The organism is Sutterella sp. AM11-39, from assembly GCF_003472385.1.
GTDB lineage: Bacteria > Pseudomonadota > Gammaproteobacteria > Burkholderiales > Burkholderiaceae_F > Duodenibacillus > Duodenibacillus intestinigallinarum.
In genome coordinates, this window is the sequence record NZ_QRLV01000004.1 from 104472 (window position 1) to 121051 (window position 16580).

At 54.1% G+C, this 16580-nt stretch carries 15 protein-coding genes; 6 read left to right on the plus strand and 9 right to left on the minus strand.

Annotation, left to right across the window (positions count from 1 at the left end; genetic code table 11):
- Window positions 1-11: 11 nt before the first annotated feature.
- Window positions 12-860 (minus strand): aldo/keto reductase, encoded by an 849-nt coding sequence (locus tag DW133_RS04840; RefSeq protein ID WP_118275515.1) that lies wholly within the window; start codon window positions 858-860, stop codon window positions 12-14.
- 141 nt (window positions 861-1001) lie between these two features.
- On the opposite strand from DW133_RS04840, the gene DW133_RS04845 reads away from it, so the two are divergent.
- Together DW133_RS04845 and DW133_RS04850 are read left to right on the plus strand one after the other, a co-directional pair.
- Window positions 1002-1853: an AraC family transcriptional regulator gene (locus DW133_RS04845; RefSeq protein WP_118275516.1), complete on the plus strand. Its 852-nt coding sequence runs from the start codon at window positions 1002-1004 to the stop codon at window positions 1851-1853.
- Between the two features lie 507 nt (window positions 1854-2360).
- On the plus strand, window positions 2361-2684 hold the full coding sequence (locus tag DW133_RS04850) for a hypothetical protein (RefSeq protein ID WP_118275517.1): 324 nt from the start codon (window positions 2361-2363) through the stop codon (window positions 2682-2684).
- A 109-nt stretch (window positions 2685-2793) separates the two neighbouring features.
- Here the strand turns inward: DW133_RS04850 and DW133_RS04855 are convergent, their stop codons facing one another.
- A complete protein-coding gene (locus tag DW133_RS04855; RefSeq protein WP_118275518.1) occupies window positions 2794-4269 on the minus strand; it encodes an aldehyde dehydrogenase family protein in 1476 nt (491 codons plus the stop codon).
- A gap of 403 nt (window positions 4270-4672) precedes the next feature.
- On the opposite strand from DW133_RS04855, the gene DW133_RS04860 reads away from it, so the two are divergent.
- On the plus strand, window positions 4673-5098 hold the full coding sequence (locus DW133_RS04860) for a rhodanese-like domain-containing protein (RefSeq protein ID WP_118275519.1): 426 nt from the start codon (window positions 4673-4675) through the stop codon (window positions 5096-5098).
- Window positions 5099-5190: 92 nt separating this feature from the next.
- On the opposite strand, the gene DW133_RS04865 is transcribed toward DW133_RS04860, so the two are convergent.
- The 4 genes from DW133_RS04865 to dcuC all read right to left on the minus strand — a co-directional run bounded on the left by DW133_RS04865 (window position 5191) and on the right by dcuC (window position 8643).
- Window positions 5191-5778, minus strand: coding sequence for a DUF2271 domain-containing protein (locus DW133_RS04865; RefSeq protein WP_118275632.1), 588 nt, complete (start codon window positions 5776-5778; stop codon window positions 5191-5193).
- A gap of 40 nt (window positions 5779-5818) precedes the next feature.
- A complete protein-coding gene (locus tag DW133_RS04870) occupies window positions 5819-6325 on the minus strand; it encodes a GNAT family N-acetyltransferase (RefSeq protein WP_158571120.1) in 507 nt (168 codons plus the stop codon).
- A gap of 100 nt (window positions 6326-6425) precedes the next feature.
- Window positions 6426-7211, minus strand: coding sequence for a hypothetical protein (locus DW133_RS04875; RefSeq protein WP_118275521.1), 786 nt, complete (start codon window positions 7209-7211; stop codon window positions 6426-6428).
- Between the two features lie 52 nt (window positions 7212-7263).
- Complete coding sequence (gene dcuC / locus DW133_RS04880; protein ID WP_118275522.1) at window positions 7264-8643, minus strand: C4-dicarboxylate transporter DcuC; 1380 nt, start codon at window positions 8641-8643, stop codon at window positions 7264-7266.
- Between the two features lie 408 nt (window positions 8644-9051).
- On the opposite strand from dcuC, the gene DW133_RS04885 reads away from it, so the two are divergent.
- The 3 genes from DW133_RS04885 (at window position 9052) to DW133_RS04900 (ending at window position 13468) form a co-directional block, all read left to right on the plus strand.
- Window positions 9052-10227: a porin gene (locus tag DW133_RS04885; RefSeq protein ID WP_118275523.1), complete on the plus strand. Its 1176-nt coding sequence runs from the start codon at window positions 9052-9054 to the stop codon at window positions 10225-10227.
- A 317-nt stretch (window positions 10228-10544) separates the two neighbouring features.
- A complete protein-coding gene (locus tag DW133_RS04890) occupies window positions 10545-11753 on the plus strand; it encodes a porin (RefSeq protein ID WP_118275524.1) in 1209 nt (402 codons plus the stop codon).
- 221 nt (window positions 11754-11974) lie between these two features.
- Window positions 11975-13468, plus strand: coding sequence for an APC family permease (locus tag DW133_RS04900; RefSeq protein WP_233542120.1), 1494 nt, complete (start codon window positions 11975-11977; stop codon window positions 13466-13468).
- Window positions 13469-13627: 159 nt separating this feature from the next.
- On the opposite strand, the gene DW133_RS04905 is transcribed toward DW133_RS04900, so the two are convergent.
- From DW133_RS04905 to lpxB, 3 genes are all read right to left on the minus strand, one after another.
- Entirely contained in the window at window positions 13628-14110 is a 483-nt protein-coding gene (locus tag DW133_RS04905; protein ID WP_118275526.1) for a hypothetical protein, read from the minus strand.
- Between the two features lie 127 nt (window positions 14111-14237).
- Complete coding sequence (gene moaA, locus DW133_RS04910; protein WP_118275527.1) at window positions 14238-15356, minus strand: GTP 3',8-cyclase MoaA; 1119 nt, start codon at window positions 15354-15356, stop codon at window positions 14238-14240.
- Window positions 15353-16555 (minus strand): lipid-A-disaccharide synthase, encoded by a 1203-nt coding sequence (lpxB, locus tag DW133_RS04915; protein WP_118275528.1) that lies wholly within the window; start codon window positions 16553-16555, stop codon window positions 15353-15355. Before lpxB ends, moaA begins: the two co-directional genes overlap by 4 nt.
- Window positions 16556-16580: the final 25 nt, after the last annotated feature.

The following is a 16580-nucleotide window of genomic DNA, read 5'->3' on the forward strand; positions in this document are numbered from 1 at the left end:
CTGCCTCCTTTTTAATCGTGAATCTTGTAGGTGCCGATCGCACGCACGGTTGCGAGATCCATGTCGTCGTAAATGGGGCTTTTCTTTTCGTCCAAAGCAGAGATGGCCGCCATTTCGGCATCAGACAAACGGAAATCAAAAATGTTGAAGTTCTCGCGGATGCGATCAGCGCGAATGCTCTTCGGGATCACAACGACACCTCGTTGATTGAGCCAGCGCAAAATGACAGCCGCGACGCTCTTGCAGTGAGAAGCAGCAATCTCAGTGAGCACCGAATTGGTGAAAATCCCTTTCTGGCCTTCGGCAAAAGGAGCCCAGGCTTCGTGCACAATGCCTTCGGCCTTCAGAAAAGCGTTGGCGTCCTTTTGCTGTTGGAAAGGATGCGTTTCGATCTGATTGACCGCGGGCTTGATTTCGTTGTGCAGGAACAGATCCTGCAGTCGTTCGTTGGAAAAGCTCGTCACGCCGATCGCACGAATGCGGCCTTCCTTGTGCAAGCGCTCAAGAGCACGCCAGGCGGCGTAGTAATTGCCGTAAGGCTTGTGCAGGAGATAGAGGTCAATGTAGTCAAGACCGAGTTCGGATAAGGAGCGATCAAAAGCGCGCAGCGCGTCGTCATATTCGTAGTCCTGCACCCACAGCTTGCTTGTGACGAAAACGGATTCGCGCGGCAGTCCGCTTTCGCGAATCGCCTCACCCACTTCGCGCTCGTTGAAGTAACTGGCCGCCGTATCAATCATGCGATAGCCGACTTCCAGTGCTTCAAGAACAGCCGCCTTCGTTTCATTTTTGTCGATCTGATAGACTCCGAAACCAACGGGCGGCATCATGACGCCGTTATTCAGACGAACTTCTCTCATACTTAAATTTCCTTTGTTTTTCAGATTTCTATGCGATTAACACCGCACTTCTTCGTCAGAAATCCTAGGAATTTTCGTCTTTAGGCGAAAGAGCCAAATAAGGGAGAAAATGTCACTTTTCGTGGTTTTCGGAGATCACCCTTGTCGAATGCAAACACCATCGAAACGCCAACAAACCGGAACAACGCCGCGTTGCGTTTTTACAGCGATCTGTCGGAATTGCTGCACGACATCGGTTCATCTCGCATCATGCATATCGTGCTCACGCAAGGAAACTTAAGTTTTCTACATCAGGCCACGCGCTACAACGCGGCTCCGGGCGACTACATCATTCTGCCCAATGCAGCGCTTGCTCAGGACTTTGCAGCCTCAAGCGACTTCAAGGCGCTGCTCTTTTCACTGTCTCCTTCCATCGGCAACCGACTGGCGCTGCGCTCCAACTACGGCATCATCGGTCACTTGTCGCTGCTGCAAAATCCGGTGATGCGTCTGGCCGAAGCAGATTTCATGCGCTGCCGAACCGACATCGAAAGACTGCACGAGCGGTGGCTTGCAACCGGACACTACTTTCACGAGGAAATGGTCGGACATCTGCTTGCTGCACACATTCTTGATCTCTACGACATCCACGCACGCAATTGCCTGCCGGAAGACTTCCCGACGCGCGCCGCAGAACTCTTGCGCCGCTTCACCGAAGAATTGGCCAGCGGCAGTTATCGCCGTTACCGAAATCTGGATTGGTACGCCGAAAAGCTATGCGTCACGCCGCACTACCTCTCGGAAATCTGTCGGCGAGCAAGCGGACGCAGCGCGGGCTACTTCATCGACCTCTTTACGCTACAGGAGATTGCGAAACTGCTCGCCGACAAACGACTCTCTGTTGCCCAGATTGCCGAAGAGCTTTCGTTTTCTTCGGCGTCTTACTTTACGAGATACGTCAAGAAACACTTCGGCATGTCGCCCAAGGCCTTTCGCAATGCCGGATCCAACTAAATCGTTTCGCTTCAGCGGCAGCTGTCCTCACCTCCTGATAGGACAGGAATACGGCCGTTTAGCGAAAAAATAACCGCCTATTTGTAATCTTTTATATTTGATCGCGCACGCAGAAAAATTCTCCGCGCGTGACCTTTTTTGGTTGCCGAATTCGCTTACGACCACGTCGACTGCTGCTCGCTCATTCGGAATATGTTCCGCATTCTTTCCGTCTCCGCGATTTTTGCGGATTTGATTCCTCATTTCAAAATCATTTCCGCGTAGTTTTGCAAATCATATATAGTCCTTAAAGAAGACAAAATTCTGTCTTTATCCAACTCAAACCGAAGGACAGGTCAGTCTTTCGAGGCAACATAAAAATTCCGTCAAAGGCAGAAATTAGCAAAAAGTGTGCACGAACGCGCCTTTTTGAATAGACCTCGCTTTCTATGCTTTCCACCATGAAACAACCTGTTTCCCAAAGGCGAAGCCCCGTCTCCAATCAAGAACGCCGGCTTTTTCGGGGACATGAAAGCCGAAGAAGTGCCGATGGATGCTTTCCTGAAGCTCACGCACTTTCCCATCGTGATCTTCTACGGCGACTACATTCCGAAAACTCCGACCAGGCATCCACACAACGACTACTGGCGCGCGGCTTCTGAAATGGCCGATCGCTTTGCCGCAGCAGTTAACCGTCACGGCGGCGATACGAAAGTGATTCGTCTTCCTGACGTCGGCATTTACGGTAACTCGCACTTTCCGTTTGCTGAAAGAAACAATCAGGAAGTTGCCCAAGCATTGAAAAATTGGCTTTCCGAGAAGAAATTGGACGGGTGCCGCCAGACGATGTGATTGATTGCCAAACTCTGCTTTGTTCTGCATCTCCTATCAAAAACGCCCGGAACTCACGAGTCCCAGGCGTTTGAGTCAGCACAGACTAGCTGAGGTTAGGAGATGGAAATCAGAAGAAGCCTCTCTTTGCTTCCGAAAGAGAAATGTAGATGTTCTTGTGCTGGCTGTAGTGCTCAAGCATCATCTTATGCGTTTCGCGACCGATGCCGGACTTCTTGTAGCCGCCAAACGGCGTGTGAGCCGGCAATTCATTGTAAGTGTTGACCCACATACGTCCGGTACGAACGCCTCGCGCCACACGCAGGGCACGATTGATATCGCGCGTCCACACGGCGCCGCCGAGACCATATTCAGAGTCGTTGGCCATGGCAACAACCTCTTCTTCCGTACGGAACTTGATCACCACGGCGACCGGCCCGAAGATTTCATTCTGCGCGACCGCCATATCGTTGGTGACGTTACCGAGAAGCGTCGGCTGCATGAAGGCACCGTCTTCAAAACCGGGCACCTTGGCAGCTTCGCCGCCCACCAGAACCGTTGCTCCTTCCTTCTTGGCCGTTTCAACCCAGCCGAGAATCTTTTCGAGCTGACGCTTGTTGATCTGAGAGCCCATCTGGGTCTGCATGTCCATCGGATCGCCCACCTTGACGGCCTTAAAGGCTTCGACAAGCTTAGCGACGAATTCGTCATAGATGCCTTCCTGCACGAAGATGCGGGAACCGGCGCAGCACACCTGACCTTGGTTAAAGAGAATGCCGATCTGGGCACCTTCGATAGCCTTGTCAATCTGGCAGTCGTCAAAATAGATATTGGCCGACTTGCCGCCGAGTTCGAGCGTTGCCGGAATCAGACGGTTGGCCGCAGCCTTGGCAACGTCGTAGCCCACCTCAGTAGAGCCCGTAAAGGCAAGCTTGTCAAAGCCCGGGTGATCGAGCATGGCCTGACCTGTCGAAGCGCCGCGCCCGGTGATGATGTTGACGACGCCTGCCGGAAGCACGTCATTGAGAATTTCACCCAGCACGAGAAGCGAGAGCGGCGTCGTGGACGAGGACTTGATCACCACCGTGTTGCCTGCGGCCAATGCCGGAGCAATCTTCCAGGCTCCCATCAGCAACGGGAAGTTCCACGGAATAATCTGGCCGACCACGCCGATCGGTTCACGCAGAACCATGGAGAGCGAATTTTCATCGATCATGACGGCTTCGCCCTCGTCTGCGCGCAAGCAGCCCGCGAAATAGCGGAAATGATCCGAAGACAGCGGAACATCGACGAGTGTCGTTTCGCGAATCGGCTTGCCGTTATCCTGGGTCTCGACGGCAGCCAGCTCCTTGGCGCGTTCGTCGATCTTGTCGGCAATCTTGAGCAAAAGCGCCGCACGTTCTGCCGGCGACTTCGCCGCCCATGCGGGAAACGCCTTTCGAGCGGCCTGAACGGCGCGATCAACATCGGCCGGAGAGGCGTTAGCACAGACAGCGAGCTGTTCGCCGCTTGCCGGGTTGGTCGTCACAAAGGTTTCTCCGTTTTCGGCGTCCACCCACTGTCCGTCAATCAGCAAGCCGTAGCGATCCTTAATAAACTGAGCCATTGCAAATTTCCTTTTCTCTAATTTCAACGTTGCGGTAACTGGTTTCCGGCCTCGTCAGAGTCCTGAAGCCTTCCGCGCTGAGATTTATCGTAAATCCAGCGCGAACGGCGATTCAATACGTCGAAGGTCGGTGTCCTCCTCCGACGATCGGCCTAAGAAATCTCTCTCAAAAGACCCTCAGTCAGTCTGTTCGGCTCAGTCTGTCATCGCGTTACGAGAAAAAGAAACGTTGGCATGAGTACGCCCGATTGCCCGAACGACGCCAATTCTCAGCAATTGCTTGGTTACTTGCGTAAGACAAATTGAGCAAATGACGTATTGACTCTCCTTTCGGCCGATCGGAAAATCCATTAGCCGCGCTTGCATACGCGTACATAGATAAATTCAATCGGGAGATAAAAAAATGAATTTGATGCGAATCGGCCTTACCGCCATGATGACCGCCGTTCTTTCCATGGGCATCGCCTGCGCTCAGGAACCGGTGGATCCGCAGCCTGCCAAGCCGCTCACCTACGTGCATCCGTCCTACCATAAGGTGACGCCGGATGTGGCCAAGAAAATGATGGAAGAAGGAGTGGTGTTGATTGACGTTCGCGAACCCGATGAATTCGCCGAAGGCCACGTCAAGGGTGCCGTCAACGTGCCGATGTCGGTTCTCAAGCCCGGCATGAAGCTCAAAGCCGTTCCCAACTTTGAAGACAAGGTGCTGGTGCAGTGCAAGTCAGGCGTTCGTGCTGAAAACGCCTCGAAGATTCTGATTGAAACGGGCTACAAGAACGTTTACAACGCCTACGGCACGTCTCAGTGGAAATACGGTCTCGTGAAGTAATCGCCTCACAACTCGCGATTCTCAAGACCTGCGATCGGTCGGCAAACGCCAAAATGCGGCTTGCCGGCCGATTTTGTTTGTGGAAACGCAAGTTACGGCTTGGTCGTCGTGTGCGAGAACCTGACGTTGGCAATCATGTTCCGGTTGCGTTTCGACGTGCCGGTTTTGTGCACCGTCACGGGAACCTGACCGGCATTGCCGTTGCCCCACCGGACCTTAGCCGAATACAGCACGCGCGTGCCCCAGTAAAGCGTACCTTCGAGAAAAACCGTGTACGAGCCAGCAGGAACAGGCTTGCCTTGGTTGTCCTTTCCGTCCCAGGTGTAATGCAGAGAGCCGTTTGACGGCGTTGCACCGCTTACCGCATCAACCTGAGCGGATGTCATTTGGGCGGGATTGAAACGCGCCACCCAAGTCGGCACGGCATCCGGCCGCTCGGAAAACCCACGCGTTGCGGTAAAGCGCGTCACGAAAATCGTGCGTACCGGCTTGCCGGCCGCGTCTTCCACCCAGATCGCATATTGACTTGAGGCAATGCCGCCGCGCTGATAATCAAAGGTGATGTCAAGGCGCTCCGGAACCTTACTCGTTTGCTGCGATTGATCGTCCGCAAACGTATTTCCACTTGCATGAAATGAGGAGACTACGAAAAGAACAGCTGCCAATCGCAGTTTTTTCATGGTTGTCTCCTTCATCCGAAACGGGATGCCTCCGACGGTGTTATCCGAAAAGTTTGTCGTAGGCGATTTTGTCCGAGCCGCGAAGTTCCACGAATCCGCAACGCACATAACCTTCTTTTTCAAAGACATGCTGCATGCGCGTGTTGTCGGGGCTCGTGTCGGCGCGCAGATACGTTACGCCTTTTCCTTGACAAATTCGTTCACATTCACGCAAAAGCACCCCGCCCAAGCCTTGTCCGCGGTAATCGGGACTGATGGCCATACGGTGCAGGACTCCGCTCGGCTCCTTGGAACGCCATTGTCCTTTGATGGCGTCGTAGGCGGGTTCTCCACCGAAATCAATGCAGATGTAGCCGGCGATGCGACCCGCCTCATCCTTTAACGCATAGCCTTTTCCGGTTTCAATATCGTCGGCAACGTGTTCTCGCTGCGGATAGTCATCCGTCCACTGTACAAAGCCTTGTTTGCGCTGAAATGCACGGCCCTGATCAATCAGGGCGTAACAGACGTCAACCTCAGACAATTGAGCCGGAAACAAAGCAAACATGAACGAACTCCAATCTCGGATACACACACGGGATTCGAGGGCGCCTTTTCGCCCCCGAAAGGCCTGCATTGTATGTAACTTTCGAAACGCCGACAATGACCTACGGCGCCACGCGCTGTAGGATTTCAGCCGCCGCAGCGTGCACCTGCGGAAGGTTCAAAAGCGTGTGCGGAGCCTGCGGCAACAGAAGAATCGAAGCGTTGGGATTATTTTGAAGCACTTCGCGGGCATACCCGAACGCCGCATCGTTGTCCAGATACGAGTTGGCCTGACTGAAGTACTTGTCGGCAAGGCTCATGACGTTGAGAACCGGGAGGTCGTCAGGCAATACCGAACGAGGATCTTCAACGTGGTAATTCGACTCACACGACCACGAGAAAATGAGCTTGGCCTTTTCGCGGATCGCCAAAGCGCGGGAATCAAAGCGAGCGGCAGCCACACCCCCTTCGCTTGTGCCCGCGACGGCATAGGTGCCGCCAAACCAAGGTTCGGCAAAAAGCTTTTTTGCGCAATAAAGAAGTTCTTCGCTGCGCATCGCGTGCACCGCTTCGTAGTCGCTTCGGGCAACGGGAGAGACATAAGTGATGCGATCCTTCGTCTGCATCGAATCGGGCACCACCACGGCCCAGCCGGTTTCCTGCGCAATGAAGCGCGCGAATTCCCGAATCGCCGTCGTGATGCCGGAGCTGCCATGCGCAAACATCAAAGTCGGATAGCGGTCGCTGAAGCATTCTTTGCAGGCTGCCGCAGGCGTCGTTTCAATCACGTGCTCGGGATCCTGCTCATGAGGCAACACCAAAAGCGCGTTATCCCACACCGCCTGCAGCGTCGCTTCATTGTGCTCGCGAACGCTTCCTTCGACCTTTCCGGTCAATTCGATAGCCATATCTCACCGCCTATGAAAAAAAGGCCGACCGACGCGGTCGACCCGAAGCAAATTAGAACATTACGGAAACTGTGATGAGCATCGTGACGTAGCCGACCAAGCACGGAATGGCCGTGCGCTTGACCATTGTCAGAGGATTGACTTTGGCAAAGCCCGCCACGATGATGACGACGCCTGCCACCGGCGAAATCGCGCGCAGCATTTCGCTTGCAGTGTGCATCATCAGCATGATCGAAATGCCGTCGCTGTTGAGATGCGCAGCCACGTCAGGAATGATGTGAGCAAGACTCGTGAAAGCAGCAACGCCCGAACCCGTAAGCACCGTCACCACGCCGATCACGGCCGACAGGAACACGCCCGTGCCGGTTTCGCCCAAACCGATGTGCTTGGCGCCTTCGATGAGCATATTGACGATGCCGATGTTCTGAAGACCCGTTGCAAAGAAAGCCGCCACAAAGATAAGACCCACAGTACTCGTAAGAATGCTGCCCATGCCCTTAAACATCGCAAAGCTCAGGTCAAACGACTTCTTGGCGTCGCGACGAACGATCAAATCCACGAAGAAGGAAAGCACCCAGGCAATGAACATTGCCGTGGCCACATTGAGGGTGATGCTCTGATACACCATCTTGTTGAAGATGAGCAGCAGCACGATCGGGATGATCGGAAGCACCGCATAAATCGCGGGAACGTTTTCAAGCACCTTGCGCTTTTCTTCAAGTTCCTGCAGGTCAGCTGTTTCTCCCTTGATGTTGTCGTGCTTGTCAAACCAATACTGAACCACCACGTGAGCGACAGCCATCGCAAGAATCGTGGGAACGGCCATCGGCAATTGGTACTGCACCAAATACTGAATGGGATCGAGATGAACGAGTTCGGCAGCCATCACGGCCACACCTGAAGCCGGCGCATAACCGATGGCAAGTACGCTTGCAACAACCGCAGCTGCCGCCAGGCTTGAACAACCCACGCGAATAATGAGCGGATAAACCGTCACGACCATCAGCATCGCAAGACCCGCGGCCGATGTGATGATGAGTCCCAAGCAGTGGCCGAAGATGAAAACCGCGGCCAAAATCAGGTACGGGTTCTTAATAAGGGACAAAGGCTTGGCGCAAACCGTCACGAAGCGATCCGATGCGCCGATAGCCTTCATGTATTCGGCAAAGCCGCCCGAAACAAGGATGATGAAACCGACGCCGGCAATCTGCGTACGTGAAATGGCGCGCAGCAGTTCCATGAAATCGAAACCGACAAACCCCGTAGCTGCTGCATTTTTGGGAAGGAAAGACGTCAGACCTCCGGCGACCGCCAGAATGTTGAGCGCCAAGCCGCCCAACAGAAGCACCATGTTGACCTGATACTTCTTGACAACGGCCCACCCCGTCAAGAACAGAATGACAATGCCGATCCATGGAAGGATGCTTTGCATGACCGATCTCCTGTTAGGTTTTGTTGTTGTCGGAGAAGTCTAACAAACCGCGGCTGAGGCGTTGAATACGGGCGCTTGCAAGGCGTTGCGGTTTCTTGCTCGATATGGTCTTCAGATGGTCGTCAACTCCCATCTTTCGACGTATCAACAACGTCCGAAAATACGCCTAAACGCATTTTGCAACCCTGTGTGTTGCATTTTATCCAAGGGTTTACCCCCCTCCCTGAGCTATTGACTTTCACAATTTTCTTGTAAGGGAATTCTTTTCGGTGCCATGATCGTCTTCGTCCTGCAAGGACTCCGCCGGATTGAGTGCGTCTTCGCAAGGGTCCGTCACTCATGTTCCGTCCGGCGGTTTTTGCAAAAACTCAACTCTTGCAAGTCTAGAAAAAGACTAGGAGATAAATCATGAAAAAGACTTTGGCTGCTGTTGCAGTTCTCGGCGCTTTCGCCGGTTCCGCTCTTGCTGCTGATGTTCAGCTGTACGGTATTGTTGACCTTGGCTTGAACTACTCCCATGTGGATATGGACAGCAACACCGTTAAGGATATCGACAGCTTCACGATGGATTCCGGTACTGCTTCCGGTTCTCGTTTCGGCTTCAAAGGTACAGAAGACTTGGGTAATGGCCTGACGGTTGGTTTCATTCTTGAAAATGGCTTCGATGCTGACACCGGCAATGATGGCACGATGTTCAACCGTGAATCAAGCCTTTTCCTTGAAGGTGGCTTCGGTAAGGTTGCCTTCGGACGCATCGGCGCCCTCAACAATGGCCAGTCCTCCTGGGCATTGGTTGGCCGTCTGTCTCCGTTCGGCACCTCTTTTGGTGACTACACCGCTCAGGCTTCCAACATCTTCTCGCTGGCTGGTCAGTTCGACAATATGATCGCATACCAGACTCCGGACTTCGCTGGCTTCAAGGTCTATGCCCAGTACTCCATGGGCAACACGAATGGCCACGACGATGCTGTAGAAAACGAAGCTTCGGCTGATCGCTACTATGCCATCGGTTTGACCTACGACAATGGTCCTGTTTCCGCCTACTTCGCCGTCGACTCCTTGAACTACGCCAGCAATGACGGCACCAAGTTCTGGGGTTACGAGCAGGACGATAGCTTGACCGTGACCTTGGGCGGTAGCTGGGACTTCGAAGTTGCTAAGGTCTACCTTGGCGCTCAGTACTTCGACACCGTCATGCCCAGCACCTTGGGCGGTATCGCCGGCAATGTCGGTTCTCCCTACAAGGATCAGTACGGAACGGATCTCCTGAAGGACGCTTCAATTACCGGTTTTGGCGTAGGCCTCGGTGTTGATGCCCCGGTTGCTGGCGGCAAGATCATGGCTGCCGCCGGTTATGTTGACGCTGAGCAGTCCGACGTGAACGAAGACATGGGCAACAAATACGACTTCTCTCGCTGGGTTGTGTCCGTCGGATACGACTATCCGTTCAGCAAGCGCACGGACGTTTATGCCGTTGCTTCTTACATGTGCGATGACATCGAAGGCAAGTCCGAAAATCTTAAAGACATGGAATGGAATCCCAGCGCATACAGCGTTATCGTTGGTCTGCGCCACAAGTTCTAATCTGATCTTTTCTTGAGATTCACTGATTAGACTAAGCCCGCTTCGGATATTCCGGGGCGGGTTTTTCATTGACGATTTCTCTCTGTCAATTCTTTGTGTTGTAAATTTTCCTAGGGTTTACCCCCCACCGAAGCCATTTTCTTTCACTCTTTTCTTGTCTCTCAAAAGTCTCTAGTGACATGATCGTCTCCGTCCTGCAAGGACTCCGCCGGATTTGAGCTATGTCTTTGCAAGAGTCCATAGCTCATGTTCCAGTCCGGCGGTTTTTGCAAAAACTTTATCTCATGCAGAGGTCTGCATGAGTAGGAGATTTAAAAATGAAAAAGACTTTGGCTGCTGTTGCAGTTCTCGGCGCTTTTGCCGGTTCCGCTCTCGCTGCTGACGTTCAGCTCTACGGTATCATCGATACGGGTGTCGGCTACAACCACATTGATGCCGACGGCCTCGGTGAAGACTCTGACTCCTTCGAAATGAAGTCCGGTCAGGCCTCCGGTTCCCGTTGGGGCATCAAGGGCACGGAAGACCTCGGCAATGGCCTGAAGGTTGGCTTCATCCTTGAAAACGGCATCACCACCGACGATGGCGTTGACAGTGGCGTCATGTTCAACCGTGAATCGAGCCTCTTCCTGGAAGGCGGTTTCGGTAAGGTTGCTTTCGGTCGCATCGGCTCCATCAACAACGGTCAGTCCTCGTGGGCTACGGTCGGCATGATCAACGCTTTCGGTACCTCTGATTGGGGTGGATACTCCGCCCAGGTTGGCAACATCATGGCAACTGCTGGTCAGTGGGACAACATGATCGCCTACCAGACCCCCAGCTTTGCAGGGTTCAAAGTTTATGCCCAGTACGCCATGGGCAATCAGGTCACCGAAAAGAATGACGAAACTAAAGAGGATGTAACCTACGGTGACGAAAACGAATCCTCAAGTGATCGCTACTACGCCATTGGTGCCACGTACAACAATGGCCCGTTTGCCGCTTACTTGGCTGTTGACTCGATCAACTATAGCTCTGTTCACTATGACGGACAGCCCTATGATCAGGACGACAGCCTGACCGTCACATTGGGCGGTAGCTACGACTTCGAAGTCGTCAAGGTCTACCTCGGTGCCCAGTACTTCGACGAAGTTAAGGCTAAGGGCTTTGGTGGCGTCATCAATAACATCGAATTCGCTAATGGTAAAAACGCCATTGGCGCTAACGATAAAGTCAAGGGCTATGCCGTTAGTCTGACCGGTGATGCTCCTCTCTGGGGCGGCAAGGCCATGTTCGGTGTTGCATACATGGATGCCGAATCTGCAGATAGCTTCGAAGAAAACCACTACGGTGAAACGTTTGATTTCAAGCGCTATGTCGTGAGCGTGGGTTACGATTATCCGTTCAGCAAGCGTACTGACGTCTATGCTGTAGCTTCCTATATGCAGGACAAGGTCGAAACCTCGACCAACCCGCAGCTGGTCGATCCTGAAGTTGATGCCGATCCCTCTGCCTACACCTTCTACGTTGGTCTGCGTCACCGCTTCTAATCTGATCTCTTCTTGAGATTCACTGATTAGCGATCCGCCTCGGTTTCGGCCGAGGCGGTTTCTTTTTGTTCAGCGTCAAGCTTTCCAAGCTTAATTGCTTAGACTCTCCGCTTTTTTCTGAAACCTTTTGCCCGATAATCTCCCATGCGGCCTCAGACCGCGCTGACACGATTCCGTCAAGAGAATCGACAGACAAGAAACAAAAAATCAGGGAGACTTTCATGAGCGACATCAACAGCTCACCCGCGCTCAAACGCAGCTTCGGCATGCGCGAAGCCGTCACTATTACAGCCGGTTCCGTCATTGGCGTGGGGCTTTTCACCGTCGGCTCCAATATCGTGGGTTTGATGGGCCCGTCAGTCATTTTTGCCACCATCGTGGCACTTCTAATCAGCGTTTATCCTGCGCTTCTTTATGCCGAGATGGGCGCAGCTCTGCCATATGCCGGCGGTACCTACCAGTTCGCTTCCGTCGGAATCGGACGCGCAGCCGGTGTTCTTGCCGGTTGGAACTTCATCATCTCGTTGGTTGCAGTCACCGGCGGTGAGGCACTGGCTTTCAGCTATTACTTCAAGACGCTCTTTTCCGCTTTCGGCGTGACGCTCCCCTTCTCCGACGTAGCCATTGCCGTCGTAGTAACAGCCGGCTTCATCATCGCCAACGTCTGCGGCGTCAAAATAGCGGGGCGTTTGCAAAACGGCTTCATGTTCTTCTTCTGGGGCGTTGCGGTGATCTGGTTTCTCACCATGATCCCAAACATCAATCTCCCCTCTTTCGTTCAGGCTCCATCGTTCCTGCCCAAGGAAGGGCAGATGAGTTTTGCGGCAAGCGTCTGCATGATTTGGTGGTGCTTTGCCGGATTTGAAGCCTGTGTCGCCATGGGCGAAGAAATTAAATATCCCCGCATCAATATTCCGCGTGCGCTTTTTCTGGCGCCTTTCGTCGTGTTTGCGGTCAACGCGCTCTTTCAGTGGTTCCTGATCGCCATTACGCCGGCTGAAAGCCTGGCGGCTCTCGCCACCGCTCAGGCCCCCTACGCCGATGCGATGAAGGCTGCCGGGATTCTGGGCCTGCCCCTGGCGCTGTTGGCTGCGGGCGTTGCCTTCGGCGGCGACTTCTCCACCATGAACGCTGCCATCGCCACTATCCCCCGCTATCTCTTTACAATGGCGCGCGACGGTGTAATGCCGAGCGTCTTTGCCAAGACCTGTCGCTTTCAGACTCCGCATGTAGCCATCATCACGCTGGGCGTTCTCACAATGGCATTGATTGCCACCGATTCGCTCATCTACATTGCCTCGTTGTCGCTCTTTGCCGACCTGCTCTATTACGTCATCGGCATCCTGGCTGCCTGGGCTCTGCGCCGTCGTCGCCCGAATCTGCAGCGTCCCTACAAAGCGCCGCTTGTAACCATAGGCGCTCCCGTCTCCGCGCTCATTTACCTGTACATGATGACCCAGCTGGATACGAACGCCTTCATCACGGGCGTCATTTGGTGCGTGTTGGGACTGGCGATCTACTTTTACTGCAGCCGACACAATGCCAAGGCAGAAAACGCCACTCCGACGCTTGAACAAACCGGTGCGCTTGATATGCCGCAGGACTCCGTGGAAATTGCCGCAATGGATCGCGAGTACCTTGTCTGGAAGGTGATCGTCGCCGCTGCCTGCATTCTGGCGCTGCTACTCTACGCTTTGCCGTATCTCTGTGCCTGATCAGACTTTTGCAGGAAGTCGAAAGCCCGCGTTTGTCGGCTTTCGTGCGTTATGCTGTACAGCAAACGATTTCCAAAACAATTCAGCCGCCCGAATCAACCCCCGGACGGCTGAACTTTTTCCTTTGATTTCAGGTGATTATGCTGAAAAATCCCGCAATCAGGGAATCAGCGGCTCCATGTTGGAACCGGCTTGGACGAGCGCGTCGATTCGTTCCTGACTGATATCGCCGTAATCAATGGCGGCAACACCCGCGAGCGCCTTGATATATTCGTCGTAAGCGGCCAAAAGCTTGGCGTTTTCAGGTTGGATCGTCTGACGAATTTCGGGAGCCTTTTGCAGGTACTTGTTGAGCTCGGCGTGAAGTTTTCTGATGTCATCAAGGCTCGCCTTCATGATCTCGTCGCCGCGGGGGCCTTCCTTGTAGAGTTCTCCAATGCTAAAGAGATTCTGGAAGGCCACAGCCAGACGAGCGCTCAAGAGATTGATCGAACTTCTGTACTGCTTCAGTTTGCCGTAGGGGTCGTTGGGATCGATATGATACGTGCCGACAAGCTTGTCTGCTTTTTGCGAGGAGGCACAACCGGCCAAAACAGCCGCACCCAAAGAAGACACCAACAACAAAAGACGACGACGATTCATAAACACCCTTTCACAACAAACATTGCGTCGGCACTAAATCTCGTCCGGACGCTTCGCAGATGATAGCAACACCAAAGCTCGGTGGATTCGGATAAAACGTTGATTGCTACGTTTCCCGCAGACTCTTTCAGCCTCCGATGAACTGCATCTCTATTCTGCTGCGGCTGCGTTTTTGCGTTTCCGACAGACGAATTTCTGAGTAGTGGTCGTCTCTCGCACTCCAAATACGCGCAATCGCGTCGGCAATTTCATCATCCGTCGCGCCGCCGCGTAGCAGCGTCCTGAGGTCGTAACCACGATCGGCAAAGAGGCACAGCACGAGGCTGCCTTCGATCGAAAGGCGCACGCGGGAGCAGTCCCTGCAGAAAGCCTGCGTCACAGAACTGATAAAACCGATCTCTCCTGCCCCGTCTTTGTAGCGCCATCGGGTTGCCGTCTCCCCCGTGTAATTGGGGTCGATCGGTTCAATCGGCCAGACGGCATTGATGCGTTCGACCAATTCGGCCGACGGCACGACATCATCCATGCGCCAGCCGTTGGCTGTGCCCGCATCCATGTATTCGATGAAGCGCACGATCACGCCCGTGTGGCGGAAGCGCTCCAGAATCGGAATGATTTCGCCTTCGTTCATGCCGCGTTTGACGACAGTGTTGATCTTTACAGGAATGCCGAGCGCCTGCGCCGCTTCGATGGATTCGATCACCTTGGCGGCCGGGAAGCCCACGTCGTTAATCGACTGGAAAAGATCTTCATTCAAGGCGTCCAAAGACACCGTGACGCGATCGAGCCCTGCAGCCTTCAGGTCGGCCGCCATGCGCTTTAAGAGCGTACCGTTGGTCGTCATCGCAATATCCGGGCTCTTGCCGCTCGTGGTGCGCATCGATTTCAGATCGGCGATCAGATTGCAAACATGCTTGCGAAGCAGCGGTTCACCGCCGGTGAGACGAATCTTTTGTACACCAAAGCGCAGGAAAATGCCGACCAGACGCTTAATTTCCTCAAACGAAAGCAACTCCGTGTGCGCGAGGAACTGATGCTTGGAGTCGAACTTCTCCTTGGGCATGCAGTAGCGGCAACGGAAATTGCAGTGATCGGTAAGCGAAATGCGCAGGTCTCGCAAGGGGCGACCGCGCTCGTCAATCAAATGACCGTTTTCAAACCGAATGCGCCCCGTGATCGGCACAGGAAGGCGCATGGGGGAACTTGCCTGTGACTCGTCGGCAATCGGAATTGTTTTGGAACTCATCGGCGGGCTGCTCCTGCAGTCTGCATGATGGCTTCAGCTGCCAAATCCGCAGTGGGACGCAAAAGCGACTCGTGCATACCCGTGAAAATATCCTCAAGCGTCTTGCGGCGGCTGTCCTTGAGCTGATCAATGAGGCTGCATGCCATCGCGTCGGCCGTGCAGTAGTAGTGAAGAAATTCCGGCACGATGGCGCGGCCTGCCAGGATGTTCGGAAGACTCACGTACGGAATCAGCCCCTTATCCTTCATGATCAATGCGGACAATGCGGGCATAGCGTAACCCACCACCATCGGCTTCTTATAAAGCGCCGCTTCCAGAGCAGCCGTGCCGGAAGCCACAAGCACGGCGTCAGCCGATTCCAATACGGCATGCGACTGACCGGTCACCACTGTCAGACGTTCGCTCAGTCGGCGGTTGCGCGTAGCAACCGATGCAATCCATTCTCGCGCCTGGGCGTCAATGGCGGGCACTACGAAATGCCCCGCCCCGATACGTTCGATCACGCGCTCGCAAGCTTCAAAAAACACCGGACCGCAACCGAAGATTTCATCCTTGCGCGAACCAGGGAGAACGGCAAAGACCGGTTCACCGTTGGTTTCGATCCCGAGCTTGCGGCGTGCGCCTTCGGTGTCCGGCACCATCGGAATCACGCCCGCAAGCGGATGACCGATATAAGTCGCCGGCACGTTTTCGCGCTTATAGATTTCCTCTTCAAACGGAAACACCAAAAGCATGTGATCAACCGCTGCACGGATCTTATGAATTCGCTCGGGACGCCAGGCCCAGATTGAGGGCGAAACAAAGTGAACCGTACGAATGCCGGCTGCCTTGAGTTTTGCTTCTACGCCGAGATTGAAATCCGGTGCGTCAACGCCCACGAAAACGCGCGGACGAATATCCGAGACGCGCTTGAGCATGGCGCGGCGCAACATCAGAATACCCGGAAGCTTCTTGAGTACCTCAACGTAACCGCGCACCGACAGGCGGTTTGCCGGATACCAGCCTTCAAGGCCTGCAGCGAGCATTTTTTCGCCGCCCACGCCGAACTGAGGCGCACCGTCCATGCGCTTGGCAACTTCAGGGAGCACAAGACTCGCGAGAAAATCTCCGCTGGCTTCGCCGGCAAGCCACGCGGCACCGTCGGCATAGGTCAACGGCTGGGCCTTTTCGGCGCTGAAATCGGCGTCCTGCTCAGTCATACAAACCTCGGGGTATCAGTGAACT